25 protein-coding genes are annotated in these 25126 nt (G+C 71.9%); 13 read left to right on the forward strand and 12 right to left on the reverse strand.

Annotation, left to right across the window (positions count from 1 at the left end):
• Position 1: 1 nt before the first annotated feature.
• Both FB557_RS09520 and FB557_RS09525 read left to right on the forward strand, forming a co-directional pair.
• Entirely contained in the window at positions 2 to 586 is a 585-nt protein-coding gene (locus FB557_RS09520; protein WP_246074649.1) for a DUF2238 domain-containing protein, read from the forward strand.
• A complete protein-coding gene (locus FB557_RS09525) occupies positions 583 to 1371 on the forward strand; it encodes a glycosyltransferase family 2 protein (RefSeq protein WP_144857377.1) in 789 nt (262 codons plus the stop codon). Before FB557_RS09520 ends, FB557_RS09525 begins: the two co-directional genes overlap by 4 nt.
• Here FB557_RS09525 and FB557_RS09530 read toward each other — a convergent pair.
• Genes FB557_RS09530 through idi form a run of 7 tightly spaced genes read right to left on the reverse strand, consistent with a single transcriptional unit; the run spans position 1343 to position 7012 of the window.
• Positions 1343 to 2233 (reverse strand): prenyltransferase, encoded by an 891-nt coding sequence (locus FB557_RS09530; protein ID WP_144857378.1) that lies wholly within the window; start codon positions 2231 to 2233, stop codon positions 1343 to 1345. The two genes, FB557_RS09525 and FB557_RS09530, sit on opposite strands and share 29 nt — an antisense overlap.
• Complete coding sequence (locus FB557_RS09535; protein ID WP_144857379.1) at positions 2230 to 2559, reverse strand: lycopene cyclase domain-containing protein; 330 nt, start codon at positions 2557 to 2559, stop codon at positions 2230 to 2232. Before FB557_RS09535 ends, FB557_RS09530 begins: the two co-directional genes overlap by 4 nt.
• The gene (locus tag FB557_RS09540) at positions 2556 to 2885 is read right to left on the reverse strand and encodes a lycopene cyclase domain-containing protein (RefSeq protein WP_144857380.1); all 330 of its coding nucleotides are present in this window, start codon (positions 2883 to 2885) and stop codon (positions 2556 to 2558) included. The genes FB557_RS09535 and FB557_RS09540 overlap by 4 nt, the downstream gene beginning before the upstream one ends.
• Positions 2882 to 4507, reverse strand: coding sequence for a phytoene desaturase family protein (gene crtI / locus FB557_RS14190; RefSeq protein ID WP_170236255.1), 1626 nt, complete (start codon positions 4505 to 4507; stop codon positions 2882 to 2884). Before crtI ends, FB557_RS09540 begins: the two co-directional genes overlap by 4 nt.
• Positions 4504 to 5391, reverse strand: coding sequence for a phytoene/squalene synthase family protein (locus tag FB557_RS14195; RefSeq protein ID WP_170236256.1), 888 nt, complete (start codon positions 5389 to 5391; stop codon positions 4504 to 4506). The genes crtI and FB557_RS14195 overlap by 4 nt, the downstream gene beginning before the upstream one ends.
• Positions 5388 to 6437: a polyprenyl synthetase family protein gene (locus FB557_RS09550; RefSeq protein WP_144857381.1), complete on the reverse strand. Its 1050-nt coding sequence runs from the start codon at positions 6435 to 6437 to the stop codon at positions 5388 to 5390. The genes FB557_RS14195 and FB557_RS09550 overlap by 4 nt, the downstream gene beginning before the upstream one ends.
• Complete coding sequence (idi, locus tag FB557_RS09555) at positions 6434 to 7012, reverse strand: isopentenyl-diphosphate Delta-isomerase (RefSeq protein WP_144857382.1); 579 nt, start codon at positions 7010 to 7012, stop codon at positions 6434 to 6436. The genes FB557_RS09550 and idi overlap by 4 nt, the downstream gene beginning before the upstream one ends.
• Before the next feature lie 86 nt (positions 7013 to 7098).
• Between idi and miaB the strand changes: the two genes are divergently transcribed.
• On the forward strand, positions 7099 to 8619 hold the full coding sequence (miaB, locus tag FB557_RS09560; protein ID WP_144857383.1) for a tRNA (N6-isopentenyl adenosine(37)-C2)-methylthiotransferase MiaB: 1521 nt from the start codon (positions 7099 to 7101) through the stop codon (positions 8617 to 8619).
• A gap of 86 nt (positions 8620 to 8705) precedes the next feature.
• Here miaB and FB557_RS09565 read toward each other — a convergent pair whose 3' ends face one another.
• Positions 8706 to 8879 (reverse strand): Rv0909 family putative TA system antitoxin, encoded by a 174-nt coding sequence (locus FB557_RS09565; RefSeq protein ID WP_246074651.1) that lies wholly within the window; start codon positions 8877 to 8879, stop codon positions 8706 to 8708.
• 152 nt (positions 8880 to 9031) lie between these two features.
• Between FB557_RS09565 and FB557_RS09570 the strand changes: the two genes are divergently transcribed.
• From FB557_RS09570 to dapF, 4 genes are read left to right on the forward strand one after another with little or no spacing between them, the layout of a single operon-like run.
• Positions 9032 to 9598 (forward strand): YceI family protein, encoded by a 567-nt coding sequence (locus FB557_RS09570; RefSeq protein WP_144857385.1) that lies wholly within the window; start codon positions 9032 to 9034, stop codon positions 9596 to 9598.
• A gap of 42 nt (positions 9599 to 9640) precedes the next feature.
• Positions 9641 to 10222 (forward strand): peptide deformylase, encoded by a 582-nt coding sequence (def, locus tag FB557_RS09575; protein ID WP_144857386.1) that lies wholly within the window; start codon positions 9641 to 9643, stop codon positions 10220 to 10222.
• Positions 10222 to 11145 carry a tRNA (adenosine(37)-N6)-dimethylallyltransferase MiaA gene (gene miaA, locus FB557_RS09580; RefSeq protein WP_144857387.1) on the forward strand — a complete coding sequence of 308 codons (924 nt, stop codon included), beginning with the start codon at positions 10222 to 10224 and terminating at the stop codon, positions 11143 to 11145. Before def ends, miaA begins: the two co-directional genes overlap by 1 nt.
• A gap of 19 nt (positions 11146 to 11164) precedes the next feature.
• On the forward strand, positions 11165 to 12037 hold the full coding sequence (gene dapF, locus FB557_RS09585) for a diaminopimelate epimerase (protein ID WP_144857388.1): 873 nt from the start codon (positions 11165 to 11167) through the stop codon (positions 12035 to 12037).
• A gap of 17 nt (positions 12038 to 12054) precedes the next feature.
• On the opposite strand, the gene FB557_RS09590 is transcribed toward dapF, so the two are convergent.
• Both FB557_RS09590 and glpK read right to left on the reverse strand, forming a co-directional pair.
• Positions 12055 to 12654, reverse strand: coding sequence for a class I SAM-dependent methyltransferase (locus tag FB557_RS09590; RefSeq protein ID WP_144857389.1), 600 nt, complete (start codon positions 12652 to 12654; stop codon positions 12055 to 12057).
• On the reverse strand, positions 12651 to 14213 hold the full coding sequence (glpK, locus tag FB557_RS09595; RefSeq protein WP_144857390.1) for a glycerol kinase GlpK: 1563 nt from the start codon (positions 14211 to 14213) through the stop codon (positions 12651 to 12653). Before glpK ends, FB557_RS09590 begins: the two co-directional genes overlap by 4 nt.
• A gap of 131 nt (positions 14214 to 14344) precedes the next feature.
• Between glpK and FB557_RS09600 the strand changes: the two genes are divergently transcribed.
• The 5 genes from FB557_RS09600 (at position 14345) to FB557_RS09620 (ending at position 21396) form a co-directional block, all read left to right on the forward strand.
• Positions 14345 to 16051, forward strand: a complete 1707-nt coding sequence (locus tag FB557_RS09600; protein WP_144857391.1) for a glycerol-3-phosphate dehydrogenase/oxidase — start codon at positions 14345 to 14347, stop codon at positions 16049 to 16051.
• Positions 16052 to 16127: 76 nt separating this feature from the next.
• A complete protein-coding gene (gene hflX / locus FB557_RS09605) occupies positions 16128 to 17681 on the forward strand; it encodes a GTPase HflX (protein ID WP_144857392.1) in 1554 nt (517 codons plus the stop codon).
• Positions 17671 to 18225 carry a hypothetical protein gene (locus FB557_RS09610; RefSeq protein WP_144857393.1) on the forward strand — a complete coding sequence of 185 codons (555 nt, stop codon included), beginning with the start codon at positions 17671 to 17673 and terminating at the stop codon, positions 18223 to 18225. The genes hflX and FB557_RS09610 overlap by 11 nt, the downstream gene beginning before the upstream one ends.
• A gap of 10 nt (positions 18226 to 18235) precedes the next feature.
• On the forward strand, positions 18236 to 18949 hold the full coding sequence (locus FB557_RS09615) for an HAD family hydrolase (RefSeq protein ID WP_144857394.1): 714 nt from the start codon (positions 18236 to 18238) through the stop codon (positions 18947 to 18949).
• On the forward strand, positions 18946 to 21396 hold the full coding sequence (locus tag FB557_RS09620) for a glycoside hydrolase family 65 protein (RefSeq protein ID WP_144857395.1): 2451 nt from the start codon (positions 18946 to 18948) through the stop codon (positions 21394 to 21396). Before FB557_RS09615 ends, FB557_RS09620 begins: the two co-directional genes overlap by 4 nt.
• A 4-nt stretch (positions 21397 to 21400) precedes the next feature.
• Here FB557_RS09620 and FB557_RS09625 read toward each other — a convergent pair whose 3' ends face one another.
• Positions 21401 to 22003 carry a cysteine hydrolase family protein gene (locus FB557_RS09625; protein ID WP_144857396.1) on the reverse strand — a complete coding sequence of 201 codons (603 nt, stop codon included), beginning with the start codon at positions 22001 to 22003 and terminating at the stop codon, positions 21401 to 21403.
• On the reverse strand, positions 22000 to 23505 hold the full coding sequence (locus FB557_RS09630) for a purine-cytosine permease family protein (RefSeq protein WP_144857397.1): 1506 nt from the start codon (positions 23503 to 23505) through the stop codon (positions 22000 to 22002). Before FB557_RS09630 ends, FB557_RS09625 begins: the two co-directional genes overlap by 4 nt.
• Positions 23506 to 23638: 133 nt before the next feature.
• Here FB557_RS09630 and FB557_RS09635 point away from each other — a divergent pair, with 133 nt between their 5' ends.
• Entirely contained in the window at positions 23639 to 25093 is a 1455-nt protein-coding gene (locus FB557_RS09635) for an HNH endonuclease signature motif containing protein (protein WP_144857398.1), read from the forward strand.
• Positions 25094 to 25126 lie beyond the last annotated feature (33 nt).

Consider the following 25126-nt stretch of genomic DNA (forward strand, 5'->3'; position numbering starts at 1 on the left):
AGTGCGAGACGCCCTGGCGGCGCTGCGGGGCCAGCCCTGGCGCGAGCTGCTCAGACCGGTCCCGGTGGACCTGCTGCGTCTCGTGGCCGCGGTCAGCGTGGTCGTGGGGACCTTGTGGTGGGGGTTCATCGGGTTCGCCCTCTTCATGCTCGTACTCGGCGGCTCGATGATCCCCCGCACGCTGCGCACGCCGGCCCCGCTCGACGTCGCCTACTGCACGACGCTCCTCCTCGGCGCCTGGGCCGCGATGCTCGACTGGTACGTCGCGGTGAGCTGGCTCGACGTCGTCGTGCACGCCGCGATGACCGGCCTCGTCGGCGCCATCGGGTACGCCGCGCTGGAGCGGGTCGGGCTCTTCGGGGACGGCATGACCCGGGCGGGCGTGGTCGTCGTGGGCAGCGCCCTGGCCACGACGCTCGCGCTGCTCTGGGAGATGGGGGAGTGGTTCGGCCACACCGTCCTCGACGACCGCATCCAGGTGGGCTACGAGGACACCCTCGGTGACCTCGCCGCCGGGCTCCTCGGCGCCGTCGTCGCCGCCCTGCTCCTCGCGGTGAGTCGGCCGTCGCCCGGGGGCCGGCGATGAGGGCTGCGGTGGACGCCGCGGCGCTCCCGAGCGTCTCGGTCGTCATCCCGGCCCGCGACGACGCCCCTGCGCTGCGCACCTGCCTCGCGCTGCTCGCCCGCCAGAGCCTGGCACCCCTCGAGGTCGTCGTCGTCGACAACGCCTCGCAGGACGAGACCGCGGCGGTCGCACGGGCCGCCGGTGCGGTGGTCCTGCACGAGGCGCAGGTCGGCATCCCGCCGGCCACGGCCGCGGGGTACGACGCGGCCCGCGGTGAGGTCATCGCCCGGCTCGACGCCGACTCGCGACCCGGCCCCCGGTGGGTCGAGCGGGTGGCCCGCGAGATGGCCGACCCTCAGCTCAGCGCGGTGACCGGCTGGGGCACCTTCTACGACCTGCCGCGGCCGCTCGTCGCACCCGCTGCGGCGCTCTACCTCGGTGCCTACTACCTGCTGAGTCACCTCGCGCTGGGCCACACGGTGCTGTGGGGATCGAGCATGGCCCTGCGCCGCAGCGTGTGGGTCGAGGTGCGCGGCGAGGTGCACCGCGACGACCCTGACCTGCACGACGACATGGATCTCGCCTTCGTCCTCGGGCCCTCCCGGCGGATCCGGTTAGCACCCGGCCTGCGGGTCGAGATGTCGGCCCGCTCGCTGCGCGGGGGCGAGCAGGTGCGGCGCCGCTTCGTCCGCGCGGTGCGCACCCTCGAGGTCAACTGGCGGGTGCACCCCCCGTGGCTGCGCTGGCGCGACCGAGGGGTGCGCCTCCGGCGAGCGGTCAAGGCCCGAGCAGGCCGAGCGTCATGACGATGAGCAGCTGGGTGACGAGGAAGCCGGTGAGGTAGTTCAGCCAGAGGAAGCGTCGCCAGCCGGCGTGGGCCCGCTCGCACTCGGCGTCGGTGAGGTGGAGATAGGGCACGAGGTTCGCGAGGTACGGCAGGACCAGCGGGGCGGCGAGCCGGGCGGGCCAGGGGAGGGTGAGCAGGAGGACCCCGGCCAGCAGGTAGGCCGCCAGCGCCACGCGCGTCGTGGCCCGCGCGCCGAGGACGGTGCCGATCGAGGCGATACCCCCCGCCCGGTCGGCCTCGATGTCCTGCACGGCACCGAAGGCATGCGAGCCGACGCCCCAGGCGAAGAAGCCCCCGAGGGCGGCGAGGGCCACCCGGTCGAAGCTGCCCCCCGCCAGGGCGACGCCGAGCACCGCCGGGCTGACGAAGTGGGTGCTCGAGGTCAGGGAGTCGAGGAACGGGCGCTCCTTGGACCGCAGACCGGGTGCCGAGTACGCCACGACGGCGAAGACCGACCCGGCGAGCACGAGGGTCGCGCGGAGGTCGCCGAGGACGACCAGGGCGAGGACGAAGGGGAGGTTCGACAGCACCGCCGCCCACAGGGTGATCCGGTGCAGGCCACGGTCGAGGACGACCCCTTCGACCCCGCCCTTGCGCGGGTTGCGGATGTCGGACTCGTAGTCGAAGACGTCGTTGACGCCGTACATGAGCAGGTTGTAGGGCACAAGGAACCACAGCGTGCCGATGACCCAGGTCAGGTCGACCCGTCCGCCGGCGAGCAGGTAGGCGGCGGCGAAGGGGTAGGCCGTGTTGACCCAGGACAGCGGCCGCGACGAGCCGACGAGGTTGGCGACGGGGGAGCGCATCGTGGTCGTGGTCATCGGCCACCGACCCGGGCAGCACGCTCGTCGTCGGGGGTAAGGAGCAGGCGCAGGGCGGGCAGGGCCAGCGCCGCCGCGAGCGGCCAGGCGAAGTCCTCGGCCGGCGCGAGCCCGACGTGCACCCCGGAGAGCTGGCTCTCGTCGAAGCGGAAGAGGTCGGCGGCGATCATGACGTTGTCGAAGACCGCAGTGAGCACGACGAGGGCGAGCGCGGTCGCTCCGGTCGCCAGCCACCACCGCCGCGCGGGCCGGCGCAGCACCGCCGCGACGATGAGGACGAGAGCGGACCCGGCGAGGAAGCACCCGGCCAGACCTGCGTAGGTCATCGGGCCCCCTCCTCGGCGGCGGGCAGCAGCCGGGAGAAGAGCCCGTGCAGCACGCAGGTGAGGTAGCTGAGGAAGACGATGAAGGCGATCTCCTCGAGCGGCAGCTCCGGCAGCAGCTCGATCCCGGTCATCGCCGGTGACTCCCCGCGCACGTACATGCCCGACGCGATCGCGACGAGGTCCCACGCGAGGAAGAGCACGCTCCCGGCGGCCACGACGATGGCGGTGGGCAGTGGCCGGTCGAAGAGCGCGAGGCGCCACCGGTAGTCCACCAGAGCCATGCAGAGACCCGAGACGACCACCGTCGCGAGGTAGACCAGGCTCACTCCGCCCTCCCGCGGTCGGTGACGGCCGGGGTGCGGCTCGGCCCGCTCGAGGAGTCGCCGCGGAGCCGCTTGAGGACCAGCTCGGCGCTGATGAGGCACATCGGCAGTCCGATGCCGGGTCGGGTCGAGTAGCCGGCGTAGTACAGGTCCTCGACCTTCCTCGAGATGTTGTCCGCGCGGAAGAAGGCGCTCTGACGCAGGACGTGCCCGGGCCCGAGCATGCTGCCCGAGTAGGTGGAGAGGTCGTGGGCGAAGTCGGCGGGTCCGATCGTGCGTCGGACCTCGATCCGCTCGGCGAGGTCCGGCACCTCCGCCCAGGCCGCGATCTGCGTGATCGCGGCGTCGACCGCCCGCTCGACGAGGGGGTCACCCGCGCCGTCGGTGCCCCCTTCGCCGATGCCCGGGTCGGCCGGGACGGGCACGAGGACGAAGAGGTTCTCCTTGCCCGCCGGCGCCACCGTGGCGTCGGTGGCGGAGGGGCGGCACACGTAGATCGACGCGGGGTCGGGCACCTGCGGGTCGGGCCCGAGGATGTCGTCGAAGTTGCGGCGCCAGTCGGTGGTGAAGAAGAGCGAGTGGTGCGCGAGCTCGGGCAGCGCGCCGTCGACGCCGAGCAGCGCCAGGACACCTCCGGGACCGGCGTCGACCTGCTCCCACCAGGACTGCGGGTAGGTCTGCAGGTGCTCGGGGAGCAGCTCGGTCTCGACGTGGTGCAGGTCGGCGGCGCCGACGACGACGTCGCAGGCGATGACCTCCGGCGTCCCGTCCGGGCCGAGCACGCTCACCCCGGTGACCCGGGGTCGCGGGGCCTCCGTCGTGGTGATGGCGGTCGCGCTCGTGCTCGTGCGCACCCGGACCCCGTGCCGGACGGCGCAGCGCGCCAGTGCGTCGACGAGGGCGGTGAAGCCACCGCACGGGTAGAGGACCCCCTCGGCGAGATCCATCCAGCTCATGAGGTGGTACATGCTCGGCGCGCGGTCCGGGGAGGTGCCGAGGAAGACGGCCGGGTAGCCGAGAACCTGCCGCAGCCGCGGGTCCGTGAACCGGGCGGCGACGTACGACTCGAGGGAGCGGGTGAGCAGGCTGGACAGCCGCGGCCCGTTGCGCAGCACGTCGGTGTTGAGCAGGGAGCCGGCGCTGTCGAAGCTCGTGTAGAGGAAACGGTCGACCGCGAGCTCGTAGACGTGGCGCGCGGAGTCGAGGTAGTCGGACAGGGCCGCCGCGGCGCCGGGCTCGAGGGATTCGAAGAGCGCCTCGTTGGCCGCCCGCGTGCCCTGCACGTCGAGGGGTCCGTCATGGTCCTCGAAGAAGACCCGGTAGGCCGGGTCGAGGCGCACGAGGTCGAGCTCGGCGTCCACCGAGGTCCCCACCATCTCGAAGAAGTGCTCGAAGACCTCCGGCATGAGGTACCAGGAGGGGCCCGTGTCGAAGCGGTAGCCGTCGTGCTCCCACAGCCCGGCGCGGCCGCCGAGGTGCTCCGCGCGCTCGACCAGCTCGACCTGCCAGCCGTCGGCGGCGAGGAGCGCGGCGGTCGCCAGGCCGCTCACGCCACCGCCGATGACGCACGCGGTGCCCGGCTCGCGGGGTGCCCCGGTGCGGGAGGGGCGGGGGAGGAACCTCATCGGGCGCCTCGCACGAGGGTGTCGAGGACGACCGCGGCCTTGCGCGGGCCGGGGACGCGGATCCGCTCCGAGCGCAGCTGGTCGGCGGGGGTGCGGCGCAGCCGTGCGGACAGCTCGGCGAAGAGCCGGTGCGCCACCTCCACGGCGCGGCGGCTGCTCCGGGGCAGCTGCGCGATGGCCACGGCAGCGGCCGCGAGGTCGGCGTCGACGTCGTCGAGGATCCGGTCGCGCTCGGCGTCGTCGACCGCGCGGGGGTCGACGCCGGGGAAGTAGCCGCGGCCGAGGTCCTCGCGGTCGGCGGCGATGTCGCGCAGGAAGTTCACCTTCTGGAAGGCCGCGCCGAGGCGCTGCGCCCCGGGCCTGAGCCGGGCGTAGGCCTGCTCCGGGTCCACCTCCTCGGTGAGGAAGGCCCGCAGGCACATCAGCCCGACGACCTCGGCGGAGCCGTGGACGTAGGTCGCGAAGCTGGCCGGGTCGTGGGTGGTCCGGGTCAGGTCGGTTCGCATGGAGGCGAAGAACGGTTCAACGAGATCCATCCTGATCCCGCACCGTCGAGCGGTCCGGGCGAAGGCGTGGACGACGAGGTCGGAGCTGAGCCCGCGCTCGATCGCGCTGCCCACCTCGGACTCGAGGTGGTCGAGGACGGCCCGCTGGTCGTCGACGGTGACGTCGGGGCGGGGCGCGTCGACGATCTCGTCGGCGACCCGCACCAGAGCGTAGATGGCGCGCACGTCACCGCGGACCGGCGTCTCGAGCAGCCGGGTGGCCAGCCCGAAGGAGGTCGAGTACCGCCCGATGACGAGCTCGGCTGCCGCCTGCGCGGTCGCGTCGTAGCGCTGGTATGCCGGGCCGTCCCCCGGGCGGGGTCGGCGAGCTGCCCTCACTCGGCACCCTCCTGCAGGGAGCCGGACAGCTCGCGGACCCAGGCCACGAGCTCGGGCGGCAGCCCGAGGTCGGCCGCTCGGACGCTGGCCGTCCGGAGCCGCTCTAGGGCGAGGTCGCTGACGAAGGATCGCGACCCGGCGTCGGTGAGCGCGGCGCGCACCCGCGCGACACCCTGCTCGTCGAGCGTGGGGTCGCCGAGGTGGCGCTCGACGACCGGCCACGCCGGGGTCGAGCGGGCGTGGACGACGAGCGGGGTGCGCTTGCCCTCGCGCAGGTCGCCGGCGATCTCCCCCTTGCCGGTCTGCGCCGGCGCGCCGAAGACCCCGGTGAGGTCGTCGATGAGCTGGAAGGCCAGCCCGAGGTCGCGGCCGATCCGGCCGAGCCCGTCGACGACCGACGCCCGAGCTCCGGCGAGGACCGCCCCGCACTGCATCGGCAGGCTGAAGGAGTAGACCGCCGTCTTCTGCTCGGCCACCGCGAGGGCCTCCTCGAGCGTCGGCTCGCGCGCGCCGAGCGAGAGCCGGACGTCGGCCAGCTCGCCGGCGGCGGAGACCGCGAGGGCGTGGTCGAAGAGCTCGAGCATCCGGTGCACCTGCTCGCGCGCGACCGGGGCCGTCGCGACGGCCCGCAGGGCAGCACCGAGGGCGAGGTCCCCGGTGAGGATAGCCCCTGCGGTCGCGTAGGACCCGGCCGGTCCCGTCGCGGCACCGCCCCGGATCGCGGCGGCCCGGAACCTGCCGGGGGCGCTCGGCGCGCCGCGGCGCAGGTCGTCCCCGTCGATGACGTCGTCGTGGACGACGAAGGCGGTGTGGAGGAGCTCGACCGCGTCGGCGACCTGGTCGACGGCCGGCCCGGCGTCACCGCCGAGCAGGTCGTGGACCGAGCGGACGAGGCGGGGGCGGAACCGCTTGCCCCCGCTCTGCGCCGACTTTAGGGCCTCCTCGAGCGCCTGGCCGTCCCTCAGCTCGGGCCTGCGCCCGCCGGCGTCGGACGTCGGGCGGCTCAGGGGGTCGGCGGGGCGGTCGGCCTGAGTCCCGGCGGTCATGGGAGCGCACCTGCGCGGTCGAGGAGGCTGACGTCGGCCGGGAGCTGATCGAGCTGCAGGACCAGCCAGGGGCTGAGGGCCCACGGGGCCACCGCCACGGTCGTGCGCAGCTCACGGGGGGTCACCCAGGTCCACTCCACCGCCTCGTCCGGGTTCAGGCGCGGGGGCGTCGTGGTCCGGCCCAGCCAGACCGGGCAGACCTCGTGCTCCACGACGCCGCCGGGGTCGACCGCGCGGTAGCGGAAGTCGGGCAGCAGCGGCTCGAGATCGCCCAGGACGAGACCGAGCTCGTGCTCGGCGTAGCGGTGCACGGCGGCGACCGGGTCCTCCCCAGGTCGCGGGTGTCCGCAGAAGGCGTTGGTCCACACCCCGGGCCAGGCCCGCTTGCTCAGCGCGCGGCGGGTGAGCAGCAGCCTCCCGGCGCCGTCGGTGACGTGGCAGGAGAAGGCGAGGTGCAGCGGGGTGTCGCTCGTGTGCACGTCCAGCCGCGGTGCGGTCCCGGTGGGTTCGCCGTCCTCGTCGAGCAGGACGACGAGGTCGGCAGGGTCGCGCTCCGGTGCGGCCGTGGCGTCCATCGGTCGCCCTCTCGTCGGTGGTACGGCTAAGGGCCAGCATGTCACGAGGAGAGGGCCGCTCCGGGGGTGACTACCCTGGTGCGGTCATGACTGCTGCACCGAAGACCTACGACGTCCGCACCCACGGGTGCCAGATGAACGTCCACGACTCCGAGCGCCTCGCCGGCCTGCTCGAGACCGCCGGCTACGTCGACCACGCCTCGCTGCCGGAGGCGGAGCGCGGCGAGACCGCGGACGTCGTCGTGTTCAACACTTGCGCGGTCCGCGAGAACGCCGACAACAAGCTCTACGGCAACCTCGGGCAGCTGCGCCCCAGCAAGCAGCGCAACCCCGGGGTGCAGATCGCCGTCGGCGGCTGCATGGCGCAGAAGGACCGCGACACGATCGTCGCGAAGGCCCCCTGGGTCGACGTCGTCTTCGGCACGCACAACATCGGCTCGCTACCCGCCCTGCTCGACCGCGCCCGGCACAACCAGGAGGCCCAGGTCGAGATCCTGGAGTCCCTCGAGACCTTCCCCTCAACCCTGCCGACCCGCCGCGACTCGGCCTACGCGGGGTGGACCTCGATCTCGGTCGGCTGCAACAACACCTGCACCTTCTGCATCGTCCCCGCGTTGCGGGGCAAGGAGAAGGATCGCCGGCCGGGCCTGATCCTCGCCGAGCTCGAGGCGCTCGTCGCCCAGGGCGTCATCGAGGTGACCCTGCTCGGTCAGAACGTCAACAGCTACGGCGTCGAGTTCGGCGACCGGCTCGCCTTCGGCAAGCTGCTCCGGGCCGCCGGCGAGGTCGAGGGCCTGGAGCGGGTGCGCTTCACCAGCCCGCACCCTGCCGCCTTCACCGACGACGTCATCGAGGCTATGGCGCAGACGGGCAACGTCATGCCCAGCCTGCACATGCCGCTGCAGTCCGGCTCGGACCGGGTCCTCAAGGCGATGCGGCGCAGCTACCGCAGCACCAGGTTCCTCGGCATCCTCGAACGCGTGCGTCAGCAGATTCCGGACGCCGCGATCACCACCGACCTCATCGTCGGCTTCCCCGGCGAGACCGATGAGGACTTCGAGGAGACCCTGCGGGTCGTCGCCGAGTCCCGCTTCGCCAGCGCCTTCACCTTCCAGTACTCGATCCGTCCGGGGACCCCCGCCGCGACGATGCCCGACCAGGTGCCCAAGGAGGTCGTCCAGGAGCGCTTCGAGCGGCTCGTCGCCCTCCAGGACCAGATCTCCTGGGAGGAGAACCGCGGCGTCGAGGGGCGCACCGTCGAGGTTCTCGTCGCGACCGGCGAGGGCCGCAAGGACGGACAGACCCACCGGCTCTCCGGACGGGCGCGGGACAACCGGCTGGTCCACTTCGCCGTGCCCGAGGGCGGCGAGCACCCACGGCCCGGTGACCTGGTCCAGGTCGATGTCACCTACGGGGCCCCGCACCACCTGATCGCCGACGGTGCCCTGAGCGGCGGGGTCTACAGCGTGCGTCGCACGGCCGGCGGTGACGCCTGGGAGCGGGCGCAGGGTGAGCCGGGGGGCAAGCCGGCGGTATCGCTCGGGATGCCGGGGATCGGTGCGCCCCCCGCGCCGGCGATCGCGGCGAGCGCCTGCCAGACCGGCTGACCTGCTCGGCCTGACGCCCGCCCAGACATGACGAAGGGGGCCGCCCCACCAGTGTGGGACGGCCCCCGGACGGTGTCAGAGGTGGCTCACTCGCCAATCTTGCCGTCGAGGGTGTCCTTGCCCTTGTCGACGTGCTCGGAGCTGGCGCCCTTCGACTCGGCGAAGTCGCCGCCCTTCTCGAGCCCCTGGTCGGAGTACTCCTCGACCTTGTCAGGGTTGTTGTCCATGGCGTCCTGAGCCTTGCTCTTGGCGTCGTCCATGAAACCCATAGTGATCTCCCTTCGCTCGGGTCACGCTGCGAGCGCAGCGCTGCCCCACCAGGCAACCACAAGTACGAGCGCGGGTGGGGTCGAGAGGGGAGGGAAGTCTCAGCCGGTTGCAGATAGATGAAATATAAACTAAGGTAAGAGCCATGACAACGTCGAGCACCACCAACCAGTCCATCGCCATCACCCCCGGCAGCTACACCATCGACCCGAGCCACAGCGAGGTGGGCTTCGTCGCCCGCCACGCGATGGTCACCAAGGTCCGCGGCTCCTTCCGGGACCTGGCCGGCGAGATCGTCGTCGCCGACGACTTCTCCGCCTCGAGCGCGCGCGCCACGATGCAGGTCGCCTCGATCGACTCCGGCAACTCCGACCGCGACGGTCACCTCCGCTCCGCCGACTTCTTCGACGCCGAGACCCACCCCGAGATCACCTTCGTCTCGACCGGTGTCCGGGACGTCTCCGGTGACGAGTTCGTCCTCGTCGGTGAGCTGACGATCAAGGGCGTCACCCGTACCGTCGAGCTGGCGGCCGAGTACGAGGGCAGCGCTCAGGACCCCTTCGGCAACACCCGGATCGGCTTCACCGCGTCGACCGAGGTCGACCGTGAGGAGTGGGACCTGACGTGGAACGCCGCGCTCGAGACCGGTGGCGTCCTCGTCTCGAAGAAGATCGTGCTGAACCTGGAGGTCTCCGCGATCCAGCAGGGCTGAGCCGATGCACGGGGCGGATGGTCATGCGAGAGAATCCTCTCCATGACCATCCGCCCCGTCGTCATCACCGGCGACCCCGTCCTGCACACCCGGGCCCGGCCCGTGACTGAGATCGACGAGGAGATCGCCACCCTCGTGGCCGACATGCTCCAGACCCAGGACGCGGCCAACGGCGTCGGGCTCGCCGCGCCCCAGATCGGGGTCGGGCTGCGCGTCTTCACCTGGAAGATGGAGAACGCCGACGGGGTACCCGCCCAGGGCCACATCATCAACCCCTACGTCAAGGCCGCGAAGCCGGCGGTCGGTGACGCCGACCCCGAGCACGAGTCCGAGGGGTGCCTGTCCGTCCCCGGCTACTCCTTCCCCCTTCGACGCGGGGAGAGCGCCGAGGTGACCGGGTACGACCTCGACGGCAACGAGCTCGCCTTCACCGCCACCGGCTGGTTCGCCCGTTGCATGCAGCACGAGTACGACCACCTCAACGGCTTCCTCTACGTCGACCGGCTGGCCGACAAGCACAAGAAGAGGGCGCGCAAGGCCGTCAAGCGGGAGGGCTGGGGGGTGCCGGGCCACAGCTGGATGCCCGGCGAGGACGAGGACCCCTTCGGCCACGACGACGACTGATGGTGGCCCCGGCCCAGGTCGTGGCCGTCGTCGGGGCGACCGCCACCGGCAAGTCCGGGCTCGCCCTCGACCTCGCCGAGCGGCTCGGCGGCGAGGTCGTCAACGCCGACTCCATGCAGCTCTACCGAGGCATGGACATCGGCACGGCCAAGCTGACGCCCCAGGAGCGAAGGGGGATCGCCCACCACCTCCTCGACGTCCTGGACGTCACCGAGGAGTCCACGGTCGCGGACTACCAGCTGCGGGCTCGGGAGGCGATCGAGCAGGTCCGGGCGCGAGGCAGGTTGCCGATCCTCGCCGGGGGTTCGGGCCTCTACGTGCGTGCCGCCCTGGATGAGCTGGAGATCCCGCCGACGGACCCGGACGTACGGGCACGCCTCGAGGAGCGCAGCGCGGACGGTCAGGACGACCTGCTGCGCACGGAGCTGCGTGCCGCCGACCCCGCCGCCGCCGACGCCATCGAGCCGAACAACGTCCGGCGGGTCATCCGGGCCCTCGAGGTGATCGAGCTGACCGGCCGGCCGTTCTCGGCGACGGCTCCTACCAAGCGCTACGTCCTCCCTTCGGTCGTCATCGGGCTGTACGACGACTGGGACGCGCTGACCGCGCGGCTGGAGCAGCGGGTGCGACGGATGTGGGCCGACGGGATGCTCGACGAGGTCGCCGACCTCGACCGGGCGGGGTTGCGCGAGGGGCGCACGGCGTCGCGGGCGATCGGCTACGCCCAGGCGCTGCGCCAGCTGGACGGCGTGATCGGCGAGGCCGAGGCGATCACCTCGACGCAGGCGGCCACGCGGCGCTACGCCCGCCGCCAGGAGTCGTGGCTGCGCCCCGACCCGCGGGTGCGCTGGCTCTGCGTCACCGAGCCGGACCTGGTCGGCCGGGCGCTGTGCGAGGTCGAGGCCGGCGACGTCTCCCCCTGAGCTCGCGCACAATGGGGTCATGACAGTGCGCTTCACCAAGGGCCATGGCACCGAGAACGACTTCGTCGTCGTCCCCGATCTCGATGGGCGGCTCGACCTCACCGCGCAGCAGGTGGCGCTGCTCGCCGACCGCCATGCCGGGATCGGCGGCGACGGGGTGATCCGCGTCGTGCCGACGCGACTTGCCGATGAGCCGGACGTCCTGGAGCAGGCCGGCGCCGCCGAGTGGTTCATGGACTACCGCAACGCCGACGGCTCGCTCGCGCAGATGTGTGGCAACGGCACCCGGGTGCTCGCCGCCTGGCTGCGCCGCGAAGGGCTCATCGGCGACGGTGAGACCGCGATCGCGACCCGGGCCGGGGTGCGTCGGGTCCGCTTCGAGGGCGAGGAGGTCGTGACGCACATGGGGGCCTGGCGCCTCGTGCACGGCGACGAGGTGGCCGAGCGTGGGGCGGACTCCCTGGTCCACGTCGAGGAGGCTGAGGAGATCGACGAGCCCTACAGCGCGCTCTCGCTCGACCTCGGCAACCCGCACACCGTCGTGGCACTGCCCCCCGAGGTCTCTCTCGACGGCCTCGACCTCACGCGGGCGCCCGTGGTCCGACCGGCTCCGCGCGAGGGCAGCAACGTCGAGTTCGTCCGGGTGCTCGGGCCGGGTCATCTCGCGATGCGGGTCTACGAGCGAGGGGTGGGCGAGACCCGCTCTTGCGGTACCGGGGTGTGCGCGGCGGCCCTGGCGATGGGCATCTGGTCCGGGGCCGCGGACGAGTCCACGCAGTGGCGGGTCGATGTGCCCGGCGGCTCGCTCCGGGTGCGGGCGCTGCCCGGCCGCGAGGTCGAGCTCGCCGGTCCCGCGGTGCTCGTCGCCGATGGCGAGACCTCCCTCCTCTGACAGTCGTAGGACTGGCGTCAGTGGGTGACGCGCAGGACGCGGAAGCCCTTCGAGGACGCCTCCCGGGTGCAGACCAGGGCGAGCTCGTCGCCGATCCAGCGCTGCAGGCTGTCGGCGCCGAGGTTCTTGCCGACGACGAGCCACGCCTCCCCGGCGGGCGTCAGGCGCGGCAGCCACATCGACAGCAGCTCGTGCAGCGCCGCCTTGCCGACCCGGATCGGCGGGTTCGACCAGAGCAGGTCCACCTCTAGGTCGTCGGGCACGTCGTCGGGCCGGATCGCCCGCACCCGCTCACAGCCCAGGCTGGCGGCGTTGCGCCGGGTGAGGTCGAGCGCGCGCTCGTTGACGTCGACCGCGAGGACATCCAGGCCAGGCGAGCGCAGAGCCATCGCGAGGGCGATCGGCCCCCATCCGCAGCCCAGGTCGACAGCGGTGCCCGAAGGGGGAGGTGCGGGCACCTCGTCGAGGAGGATCGCGGTCGCCTTGTCCAGGCCTCCGGGGGAGAAGACCCCGCCAGCGGTCTCGACCGTGACCGTGGACCCACCCAGGTCGACCCGTTGGGGGCGGCGCTCCGCCTCCGTAGCCGGCACCCCTTCGCTGAAGTAGTGCTCGGTCACTCGGTCCCCGCCTGGGGTGTCTCCTCCGAGTCGGTGTCCTCGTCGACCCAGTCCAGGGTGCGGGTGACCGCCTTCTGCCACTGCCGGTACAGCCGGGCGACCTCGTCGTCGTCCATCTGCGGGCTCCACCGCTGGCCCTCGCCCCAGTTCGCGGTGATCTCGTCGACGGAGTCCCAGTAGCCGACGGCCAGCCCTGCCGCGTACGCGGCACCGAGCGCGGTGGTCTCGGCGACCTCGGGGCGCACCACGTCCAGCCCGAGGATGTCGGCCTGGAACTGCATGAGGGTCTCGTTGGCGATCATGCCGCCGTCGACCTTGAGCTCGCTCAGCCGATCGCCCGCCCGCTCGGCATCGGCCTGCATCGCGTCCAGCACCTCACGGGTCTGGAAGGCGGTGGCCTCGAGCACCGCGCGGGCGATGTGGCCCTTGTTGGCATACCGGGTCAGCCCGACGATCGCGCCGCGCGCGTCGGGGCGCCAGTGCGGAGCGAAGAGGCCGGAGAAGGCCGGCACGAAGTAGACGCCGCCGTTGTCCTCGACGGTGCCGGCGAGGTCCTCGATCTGGGGCGCGTCGTCGATCAGCCCGAGGTTGTCCCGCACCCATTGCACGAGTGAGCCGGTGACCGCGATCGACCCCTCGAGGGCATACACCGCGTCCTCCTCGCCGAGCCGGTAGCAGACGGTGGTGAGCAGGCCGTTGTCGCTCTCGACGATCTCGGTGCCGGTGTTGAGCAGCATGAAGCTGCCGGTGCCGTAGGTGTTTTTGGCCGTCCCGGGCTCGAGACAGGCCTGCCCGAAGGTCGCCGCCTGCTGGTCACCGAGGATGCCGGCCACCGGGGTGCCGTTGAGCACGCCGGGCTTGCACTCTCCGTAGACCTCGGAGCTGCTGCGGATCTGAGGCAGCATCGCCATCGGCACACCGATCGCCTCGCACAGCTCCTCGCTCCAGGAGAGGGAGCGCAGGTCCATCAGCATCGTGCGCGAGGCGTTGGTGACGTCGGTGACGTGGACCCCGTCGTTGTCCGCACCACCGGTGAGATTCCACAGCACCCAGGTGTCCATGGTGCCGGCGAGCAGCTCTCCGGCCTCGGCGCGCTCGCGCGCCCCGTCGACGTGGTCGAGGATCCAGCGGATCTTCGGCCCGGCGAAGTAGGTGGCCAGCGGGAGACCGCAGACTGCCTTGAACCGGTCGGGTCCGTCGTCGCCGGCGAGCTCGTCGACGAGTCGCTGGGTCCGCGTGTCCTGCCACACGACGGCGTTGTGGATGGGCTGGCCCGTGCTCTTCTCCCAGACCACGACGGTCTCGCGCTGGTTGGTGATGCCGACTGCGGCGATGTGCTTGCTGTTGAAGTTGCCCTGGGCGAGAGCTCCGCCGATCACCTTGCGGGTGTTCTTCCAGATCTCGATCGGGTCATGCTCTACCCAGCCGGCCCGCAGGAAGATCTGCTCGTGCTCGACCTGGTCGACGGCCGCCACCTCGCCCGACTCGTCGAAGATCATCGCCCGGCTGCTCGTCGTGCCCTGGTCGATGGCGAGGACGTACGTCTGCGAAGGGGTCATGACCGGCAGTCTGGCAGGTGCGAGACCTGGGCGGAGCGCGGTCGCTGGGGGACAGGGTCAGGGGGCTAACGTGGGTGGTTCAGAGGCGCCGTGAACCGCGGCGCCGACCGAGCCACCGGCAGGAGAGATCTGTGCCCGCATCCGTCGCACTCAACCCGGACCAGAGAGCCGCGGCATGGCAGGAGCTCGGAGCGACCGAGCTCGACGTGCTCGTCATCGGGGGCGGGGTGACCGGGGCCGGTGTCGCCCTGGACGCCGCGACCCGTGGTCTGAAGGTCGCCCTGGTGGAGCAGCGCGACTTCGCCTCGGGGACCTCGTCGCGCTCGAGCAAGCTCTTCCACGGTGGGGTGCGCTACCTCGAGCAGCTCAACTTCGCGCTGGTGCGCGAGGCGCTCAAGGAGCGTGAGCTGATGCTCACCCGGATCGCGCCGCACCTGGTCAAGCCGGTCGCCTTCCTCTACCCGCTCGAGCATGCGTTCTGGGAGCGCCCGTACGTCACTGCTGGCCTGACCCTCTACGACACGATGGGTGGGGCGCGCTCGGTGCCGCGCACCAAGCAGCTCTCCAGGCGGGGCGTGCGCACGATCGCGCCGGCGCTCAAGCCGGAGACCCACCACGGGGGTCTGCAGTACCACGACGCGCAGTGCGATGACGCGCGCCACACGATGATGGTCGCCCGGACGGCCGCGGCGTACGGAGCGCGGGTGCTCACCTCGGCCAAGGTCGTCGGTCTGCTCCACGCGGGGGAGCGGGTTGTCGGGGCCAGGGTGCTCGACGTCGAGTCCGGCGAGGAGACCGAGGTGCAGGCGTCGGTGGTGATCAACTGCACCGGAGTCTGGACCGACGACATCCAGACCATGGCCGGGGGCCGCGGTCGCTTCCACGTCCGGGCGAGCAAGGGCGTGCACCTCGTCGTCGCCCGAGACCGGATCAACTCCGAGACCGGCCTGATCCTGCGGACCCCGACCTCGGTGCTCTTCTGCATCCCGTGGGGTACCCACTGGATCATCGGCACGACCGACACCGACTGGAACCTCTCCCGGGCTCACCCCGCGGCGACCTCGGCAGACATCGACTACCTTCTCGGCCAGATCAACGAGGTGCTGCTCACCCCGCTCACCCGCGAGGACATCCAGGGGGTCTACGCCGGGTTGCGCCCGCTGCTTGCCGGCGAGAGCGAGGAGACCTCCCAGCTGAGCCGCGAGCACGCCGTCGCCCGTCCCCAGCCCGGCCTGGTCTCGATCGCCGGCGGCAAGTACACGACCTACCGGGTCATGGCCGCCGACGCCGTGGACGCGGCCCGGGAGGACCTGGGGGCCGGCGTGCCCGAGAGCGTGACCGCGCACATCCCGCTCGTCGGGGCGGAGGGCTACCAGGCCCTGGTCAACCAGCTCGATGCCCTCAGCCGGCGCCACGACCTGCCGACCTGGCGGGTGACCCACCTGCTCGACCGCTACGGCTCGCTCGTCGAAGACCTTTTCGAGCTCATGGCTGACCGCCCCGAGCTCGCCGAGCCGCTGGCTGGGGCCGAGGAGTACCTCGCGGTCGAGGTGGTCTACGCCGCCCGTGCCGAAGGGGCCCTGCACCTGAATGACGTGCTCACCCGGCGCACCCGGATCTCCATCGAGACCCTCGACCGCGGCCTCGAGGCAGCCGAGCCGGCCGCACGCCTCATGGCCGCTGAGCTCGGCTGGGACGAGGAGCGGACCTCATCCGAGGTCGCCCACTACCTGCGCCGGGTGCAAGCCGAGATCGAGAGCCAGCAGATGACCGACGACGAGCGCGCGGACGCCGAGCGCACCGAGGCGATCGACATCCGGACCCGCGCCCACGGCTGACCTGCAGGAGGACTGGGAGGCGGAGGGGACTAATCGCTCGCGTCGCGGCGTTCTCCGATGAGATCCTGAGGAGAACATGACTGAACCGCACACCACTGACATCTCCGACGACGGCTGGCTCGAGGCCGTCGGGAGCGACGACGACACCAACGCCGGGCAGCGCGCGGTGGACCGGGTGCTCTCCCGGCGTGCGTCGGCGCTCGCCGACGGGCGCGAAGGGGGACCCGCGGGCGCCCGAGAGCAAGCCGGCTACGACGGCGAGCAGCTTGACCGTGAGGAGCGCAGCGCCCTGCGCCGCGTCCAGGGCCTGTCCACCGAGCTCGAGGACATCACCGAGGTCGAGTACCGCCAGCTGCGCCTGGAGCGGGTCGTCCTCGCCGCCATCTGGACCGAGGGCACGCTCGAGGACGCGGAGAACTCGCTGCGCGAGCTCGCCGCGCTCGCCGAGACCGCCGGGTCGGAGGTCCTCGCCGGTGTGCTCCAGCGCCGCCAGCGACCCGATCCCGGCACCTACCTCGGCTCGGGCAAGGCCGCCGAGCTGCGCGACATCGTGGTCGCGGAGGGTGCCGACACCGTCGTCTGCGACACCGAGCTCGCCCCCAGCCAGCGGCGCGCGCTCGAGGACGTCGTCAAGGTCAAGGTGATCGACCGGACCGCGCTGATCCTCGACATCTTCGCCCAGCACGCGAAGTCCAAGGAGGGCAAGGCGCAGGTCGAGCTCGCCCAGCTGCAGTACCTCCTGCCGCGGCTGCGCGGCTGGGGTGAGTCGATGTCCCGGCAGGCCGGTGGCCAGGCCGCCGGCGGGCAGGGCATGGGCTCGCGCGGTCCCGGTGAGACCAAGATCGAGCTGGACCGGCGCCGGATCAACAGCCGCATCGCCAAGCTGCGGCGTGAGCTCACCGCGATGAAGACCCACCGCGACACCCGCCGCAACGCCCGCCAATCCCACCAGCTGCCCGCGGTCGTCATCGCCGGGTACACCAACGCCGGCAAGTCCACCCTGCTCAACCGGCTCACCCACGCCGGAGTGCTCGTGGACAACCAGCTCTTCGCGACCCTGGACACGACCGTCCGCCGGGCCGAGACCCCGGACGGGCGCGAGTACACCCTCACCGACACGGTCGGCTTCGTGCGCCAGCTCCCGCACGAGCTCGTCGAGGCCTTCCGCAGCACCCTCGAGGAGTGCGCCGACGCCGACCTCGTCCTGCACGTCGTCGACGGCAGCCACCCCGACCCGGAGGGTCAGATCAGCGCCGTGCGAGGGGTGCTCGCCGACGTCGACGCGGCCGACGTCAAGGAGGTCATCGTCGTCAACAAGGCCGACGTCGCCGACCCCGAGGTGGTCGAGCGCATCCTGCGGCACGAGCGGTACGCGATCGCCGTCAGCGCCCGTACGGGTGAGGGCGTGCCGGAGCTGCGCCAGCTCGTCGCCGAGGAGCTTCCGCAGCCCGACATCGAGGTGGACGTGCTCATCCCCTACGGCCGCGGGGACCTCGTCTCGCGGATCCACGAGGAGGCGGAGATCCTCATCGAGGAGCACCGCGCCGAGGGCACTCACGTCCAGGCCAAGGTGATGGGCGACCTCGCAGCCGAGCTCACCCCCTTCGCCGTGCAGGCTCATGCCGGCTGACCCGGCCGAGGCGGCCCGACCGCCCATCGCCGCGCGGATGAACGCGCTCATCTACGCCGTGCTCGGCACGCTGTGGTGGCTCCTCGCGCTCGCCGGTGGCTTCGTCTCGAGCACCGCGATCTGGGTCGCCGTCGGCTTCTTCATCGGTGCCTACCTCGTGCTCGTCGCCGTGCGGCAGGCCGACGACGAGCGGATCGAGGACCTGGGGGACCGCCGCCGGCTGTGGTGGCGGATCGTCATCGCTGCGGTGCTGGCGACCGGGCTCGTCGTGACGATCGGGCTGGCCGTGGACCGCCCGCAGCTGATCCTCCCGCTGGCGGCGGTGATCTTCGGGCAGCACCTCATCCCGTTGGCGCTCGTCCTGGACTGGGCGCCGTTCAGGACGATGGGGCTGGCGGCGACGGCGGCCGGCATCGGCGGCATCGCCGCGGCGGTGCTCTCGGGGCCGGGTGCCGCTGCGCTCGTCGCCGGGGGCCTGGTCGGCCTCGTCTGCTGGGCGGGCAGCATGGGCCTGGCTTCGCGCTCTGCCGGGATTGATTCGTAGGCTGTCCCGCGTGAACTGGGACGACTACGACGCCGCGCTCTTCGACCTCGACGGGGTGCTCACCCCGACCGCGACCGTGCACATGGCCGCCTGGGCCGAGATGTTCAACGACTACCTCGCCGGCCGGGATGGCCAGCGCCCGTACACCGATGAGGACTACTACGCCTACGTCGATGGCAAGCCCCGGTACGACGGGGTGCGTTCCTTCCTCGCTTCGCGGGGGATCGAGCTGCCCGAGGGGGAGCCCTCTGACTCCCCGGAGGTCGAGACGGTGTGCGGTCTGGGCAACCGCAAGAACGACGCCTTCAACGCCGTGCTGGAGCGGGACGGTGTCGAGCCCTACCCCGGGTCGGTGCGGCTGCTCGATGCGTTGGCGGCGAAGGGAGCTCGGCTCGCAGTGGTCTCCTCCAGCCAGAACGCGCCGGCGGTCCTGGCCGCCGCCGGGATCGCCGAGCGCTTCCCCGTCGTCGTCGACGGCGCGGTGGCCGCGGCGGAGGGTCTTCCGGGCAAGCCGGCCCCCGACACCTTCCTCAAGGCGGCCGACCGGCTGGGCGTGACCCGGGAGCGGTCGGTGGTGCTCGAGGACGCCGAGTCCGGGGTGGCCGCCGGGCGTGCCGGCGGCTTCGGCCTGGTCGTCGGGGTCGACCGCGGTGCCGGCGCGGACACCTTGACCGCGCGGGGCGCGGACGTCGTCGTCGACGACCTCGAGGAGCTGCTCCCGTGAGCCCGAACGGCGCTACCCCCGGTCACCCCGCCGAGCTCGCCGACCCGATCGACCGGACCCGCTTCCCCGTCGATGAGTGGCGCCTGGTCGAGTCCTCGCCGTCGACGAAGACCCTCGGCCGCGACGAGACCCTCTTCGCCGTCGGCAACGGCTACCTCGGCATGCGCGGCAACCCCACCGAGGGTCGCGACGCCCACACCCACGGCACCTTCGTCAACGGCTTCCACGAGACCTGGGAGATCCAGCACCCCGAGGCGGCCTACGGCTTCGCCAAGACCGGGCAGACGATCGTCAGCGTGCCCGACGGCAAGCTGATGAAGATCTACGTCGACGACGAGCCGCTGCTCCTCTCCCTCGCCGACCTCGAGCACTACGAGCGTGCCCTCAACTTCCGCGACGGAGTCCTGCGGCGCGAGATCATCTGGAACACCCCCTCGCGCAAGAAGGTCCGCATCCGGACCTCGCGGATGGTCTCCTTCACCGAGCGGCACCTCGCGCTGCTCACGATGGAGATCGAGATGCTCTCCGGCGACGCCCCTGTCGTCGTCAGCTCCCAGCTGCTCAACCGGCAGGACGGCAGCGACGAGTACTACGCGAAGGAGGCGGCGATGGGCGAGGGGTTCGACCCGCGCAAGACCGCCACCTTCGCGCATCGGGTGCTCGAGCCGCAGCTGGACTGGTGCAACGAGCGCCGGATGCTCCTGGGCCACCGGGTCGCGACCTCGGGGATGACCATCGCGGTGGGCGCGGAGCACGCGATCGTCACCGACAACGACTGGAGCGAGATCGAGGCCTCCGAGCCGGACCTGGCCAAGAAGGTGTATCAGGTCGACGCGCGCGAGGGCCAACCCATCACCATCACCAAGGCGGTCACCTACCACACCTCGCGGGGGGTACCCGTCCGCGAGCTGGCGGACCGCTGTCGGCGCACCCTTGACCGCGTGCGGCGGCGCGGGATCGAGCACTTCCAGCAGGAGCAGCGCCGCTGGCTCGACGAGTACTGGGCCGGTTGCGACGTCGTCGTCGAGGGCCAGCCGGCACTGCAGCAGGCGATCCGGTGGAACCTCTTCCAGCTGGCGCAGGCCACCGCCCGGTCGGACCAGCTCGGCGTCTCGGCGAAGGGGGTGACCGGGTCCGGGTACGAGGGCCACTACTTCTGGGACACCGAGGTCTACGTCGTCCCGTTCCTCGTCCACACGATGCCCGCCGCCGCCCGCAGCGCGCTGCGAGCCAGGGTCGCGATGCTCCCGCGGGCGCGGGATCGGGCCGAGGAGCTCGACGTCGACGGGGCGCTCTTCCCGTGGCGCACGATCAACGGCGAGGAGGCCTCGGCGTACTACGCGGCGGGTACGGCGCAGTACCACATCAACGCCGACATCGCCTACGCGCTGACGAAGTACGTCGACGTCACCGGCGACACCGACTTCCTCGCCCGGGACGGGATCGACGTGCTCGTCGAGACCGCCCGGATGTGGGCCGACCTCGGCTTCTGGCGAGGCACGGGGGAGGAGCGGTCGTTCGAGATCCACGGGGTCACCGGTCCCGACGAGTACACGACCGTGGTCAACAACAACCTCTTCACCAACGTCATGGCCCGGGGCAACCTGCTCTGCGCTGCCGATGCGGTCGAGCGGCTGGACGAGTACGCCGGTGATCGCGCCGACCTCGTCCGCAGCCGTCTCGGGCTGGCCGAGGACGAGGCCGCGACCTGGCGGGAGTGTGCCGAGGGCATGTGCATCCCCTATGACGAGGAGCTGGGGGTGCACCCCCAGGACGATCAGTTCCTCGACAAGGAGCTGTGGGACCTCGAGGGCACCTCGCCGGAGAAGCGCCCGCTGCTGCTGCACTTCCACCCGCTGGTGATCTACCGGTTCCAGGTGCTCAAGCAGGCCGACGTCGTGCTGGCGCTCTACCTGCAGGGAGACATGTTCACCGCCGAGGAGAAGCGGCGCGACTTCGACTACTACGACCCGATCACCACCGGCGACTCCTCGCTCTCCGCGGTCGTCCAGTCGATCATCGCCGCCGAGGTCGGCCTGCCCGACGAGGCGCTGGCGTACTTCCAGTCGGCGCTCTTCACCGACCTCGCCGACCTGCACCGCAACACCTCCGACGGGGTCCACGTCGCCTCCACCGGCGGTGTGTGGGCCTGCCTGGTGTCCGGCTTCGGTGGGATGCGCGACGGCGGGGGCGAGCTGACCTTCGACCCGCGCCTCCCGCGGGCCTGGGAGGCGATGAGCTTCCCCCTGACGATCCGGGGGAGTCGCCTGCGTGCCCGCGTGACCGGCGAGCGGTTCACCGTGACCCTCGAGGACGGCGACCCGGTCGCCTTCCGGGTCCGGGGCAAGGAGCACCGGGTCAGCGCCGACGCGCCGGTGGACATCGCCCTGGCGGACCGCTCGGACCGGCCGATGATCGGGCTCGATACCATGGCTACCGCGGGCTGAGTGCTCAGCCCAGGGCGGCGAGGACCTCGGCGCTCGTCGCGAGCGTGATCTGCGGCGGGTAGAGCCCGAGGACCGTCAGCGCCGCGCCGTGGTTCTGCGGGGTCGACCCGGCGCAGGCATCGGTGACGACGACCACCCGCGCACCGGAGTCGGCGGCGGGCAGCGCCGTGGAGAGCACGCAGCAGTCGGTCGAGACCCCGGTCAGGAGCAGGGTCGGGGTCGCTCCGACCCGATCGATGAGCTCCGGGCACCACTTGCCGAAGGTGGGCTGGTCGAGCGTCGGGTGAGCGGTGCGGCCGCGCAGGTCCGCGACGAGGTCGAAGACCTGGTCCGAGGGGGGACGGTCCGCGAAGGGCCACGCCGCGAAGTACTCCGCCCACGCCCCGGGGCGCGCCTGGCCGGGCAGCCAGCGGGTGATGACCGTCCGGTCCGGTCCGAGCGCACCGGCGAGCCGATGAAGCGGCTCGACGATCGACTCGAACATCGGTGACCCCCACGGGGACTCCTCCGGCGAGGCGAAGATGCGCTGCGGATCGACGACGAGCAGCCAGGCGTCCCCGAGGTCGGGCAGTCCCGTCTCGGCCGGCTCACCCCCTTCGCCCGTCATGCCCGCTCCTCCTGCCGGGCGACCGTGCCACGTCGAGCCAGGTAGGTCACGGCGAAGGAGAGGGAGAGGGCGAGGAGCACCCCGAGGTTGGCGTAGGCCCAGTTGCCCTCCCAGTATCCGTCGGCGGCGTTCCAGGTGCCGAGGCCGAGCGGCTCGAGCAGGAAGCCCTGCCAGTTGTTCCAGCTCGCCGCATCGGTGAAGGTGTTGACGACCAGGCCCCAGCCGAGGGTCGACGCGAGCGCCATCGTCCCGATCGAGACCCAGTCCCACGCGCCGTACCGCCCCGAGGTGTCGAAGAGCGCCCCCTCGTCGTAGTCGCGCCGGCGCAGCGCGATGTCGGCGATCATCACCCCCGCCCAGGCGGCGAGCGGCACCCCGAGGGTGATGAGGAAGCTCTGGAAGGGGCCGAGGAAGTCCTGGGCGACGAAGACGACGTAGAAGGTGCCGAGGGTGAGGATGATCCCGTCGATCAGGGCCGCCATCGGCCGGGGGATGCGCACGCCGAGCGAGAGCAGGGTCAGCCCCGAGGAGTAGATGCCGAGCACGGCGCCCGAGACGAGCGAGAGGATCGCGGCGAGCAGGAAGGGCACGAGAACCCAGGTCGGCAGCAGGGTGGCGAGGGTCCCGATCGGGTCACCGCCGATGCCCTCGCGTACGGCCTCGTCCGAGCCGGCGATGGCCAGGCCGTAGCAGACGAGCAGGGCCGGGGCGAGCGCGCCGCCGAGAGTGTTCCACCCGGCGATGGCGGCGCCGGAGGCATCGCGGCTCTGGTAGCGCGACCAGTCGGCGGCGATGTTGATCCACCCCAGACCGAAGCCGGTCATCACCATGACCAGCGCCCCGATCGTCGCCCCGGCGGACCCGGAGGGCAGGTCGGCGAGCGCAGCGGTGTCGATGTGGTCGACCGTCATCGCGACGTAGAGGATCGTGATCGCCGCGGTGATCCAGGTGAGCACCGACTGCATCCGCATGATGATGTGGTAGCCGGCGACGGAGGCCGCGACGATGAGGGCGGCGACGACGATCGCGGCGACCACCTTGGTGCCGGCGCCCCCGCCCCAACCGAGCCGGTCGAAGATCGTCGAGGTCGCGAGCACCGCCATGATCGCGAGGAAGGTCTCCCAGCCGATGGAGACGAGCCAGCTGACGACTCCGGGCACCTTCTGCCCGGTCACCCCGAAGGCCGCGCGGGAGAGGATCATCGTCGGGGCCGAGCCGCGCTTGCCGGCGATCGCGATGACACCGCACAGCGCGAAGGAGATGATCACGCCGACCACCGAGACGATCGCGGCCTGGGCGAAGGAGATCCCGAAGCCGAGGACGAAGGCGGCGTAGGAGATGCCGAAGACGGAGACATTGGCGGCGAACCAGGGCCAGAAGAGGTCGCGGGGCCGCGCGGTCCGCTCTGACTCCTCGATGATCTCGATGCCGGTGGTCTCGACGCCGCGCCTGCGGACGGCTTCGAGCGTGCGGTCCTCGTCGGGCGCGGTCTGGGTGCTCATGGCCGAACCTTCCCACAGCCCCGGTCGAGGGGCGAGGAGGGCAGCGACGGACGGGATGACGGCGACCTCTTGACCGTTGATCGAACACATGTTCTAATATAGGTAGACGACGAGGTCGACGGGGGAGGTGGACATGACGGACGTGAGCGACCTGGACTCGACTGGACAGGGGAGGCACGAAGGGGTGGCTGCCGCCGGCCGCGCGATCCTTGCGTCCGTGAGCGTCTGGGATGACGGCGTCGTCGAGCGGTTGCCAGAGGTCGAGTGCCTCGACCTCATCGCCGCGATGGAGAGCGTCAAGGCCGCGGCAGCCGCCGTGCAGGCGCGAGCGACGGCGGCCTTTGTCGCGTCCCGTGACCAGCGGGTCGACGACCAGCGCTCGCGCGGCGAGCTTGATGCCCGCCAGGCTGCCGATGCTCGAGCCGGCTCTCGCGCCGAGGTGGCGCTCGCTCGACGGTGCTCGCCCGCGCAGGCCGACCGTCATGTCGGCTTCGCCGCGGCGGTGTGCCACGAGATGCCCGAGACCATGGCCGCGCTGAGCGGCGGTGAGATCAGCGAGTGGCGGGCGACGCTCCTCGTGCGTGAGACCGCGACCGTCTCGGCCGAGCACCGGCGCGAGATCGACAGCAGGCTTGCACCCGACCTGCGTCGGCTCGGTGACCGTGCGCTGGGCAACGCTGCGCGCCGGGCCGCCATCGAGCTCGACCAGGAGGCGATCGTCGAGCGGCAGCGGCGGGCGGCTGCCTCGCGGCAGGTGAGCGTGCGTCCCGCGCCAGACGGGATGGCGTACCTGACGATCCTCGGGCCGATGGTCGAGATCGTCGGCGCACAGGTTGCGCTGACCCTCGCGGAGAAGCAGCGCTGGGTCGCGACCGGGGACGACGCAACCGACGCCGTCCGCGCTGCTGACCGGCGTGGCCCGGGGGCGTGGATCGCCGACCGAGCCCTCGAGCTGCTCTCGGGGAGGACGGAGGGCCAGCCGCAGGCGGTGGAGGTCGCACTCGTCATGACCCCGGGAGACCTGCTCGGTGGTGGGGAGGGCGTCGCGGAGATCCCCGGCCAGGGCCCGGTCCCCGGCAGCGCAGCCCGCGATCACGTCCTCCGACTGCTCGACCTGGCCGAGCAATCAACTGCCGCGGTCTGGCTGCGACGACTCTTCACCTCGCCGGACGGTCGCGACCTCGTCGCGATGGACTCCAGGCGTCGACTCTTCGGTGGCGGGCTGCGCCAGCTCATCGAGCTGCGCGACCAGATCTGCCGGATCCCGTTCTGCGACGCGCCTATCCGGCACGTCGATCACGTCGAGCGATATGCCGACGGAGGTCCGACGAGCGCGGTCAACGCCGGCGGCGTGTGCGAGCGGCACAACCACGTCAAGGACGCACCGGGCTGGCGGGTTCAGGTCGTCGCTGGCGGGCTCGACCCCGGGGGCGGAGCACACACCCTCGAGATCATCACCCCGGCCGGTCGACGACATCACGCGGTGGCGCCGCCGATCCGTGGTCACGGGACGAGCCCGACCGCCACGCCGTCGGCACGATCGCCGCTCGAGGACTATCTCGAACGACTCCTCGCCGAGGCGTCGTGAGCGAGGCTGCGAGATTGCCTGCGAGGATCGGCA

Origin of the sequence: Marihabitans asiaticum (assembly GCF_007828725.1) — a bacterium.
Taxonomy (GTDB): Bacteria; Actinomycetota; Actinomycetes; order Actinomycetales; family Dermatophilaceae; genus Marihabitans; species Marihabitans asiaticum.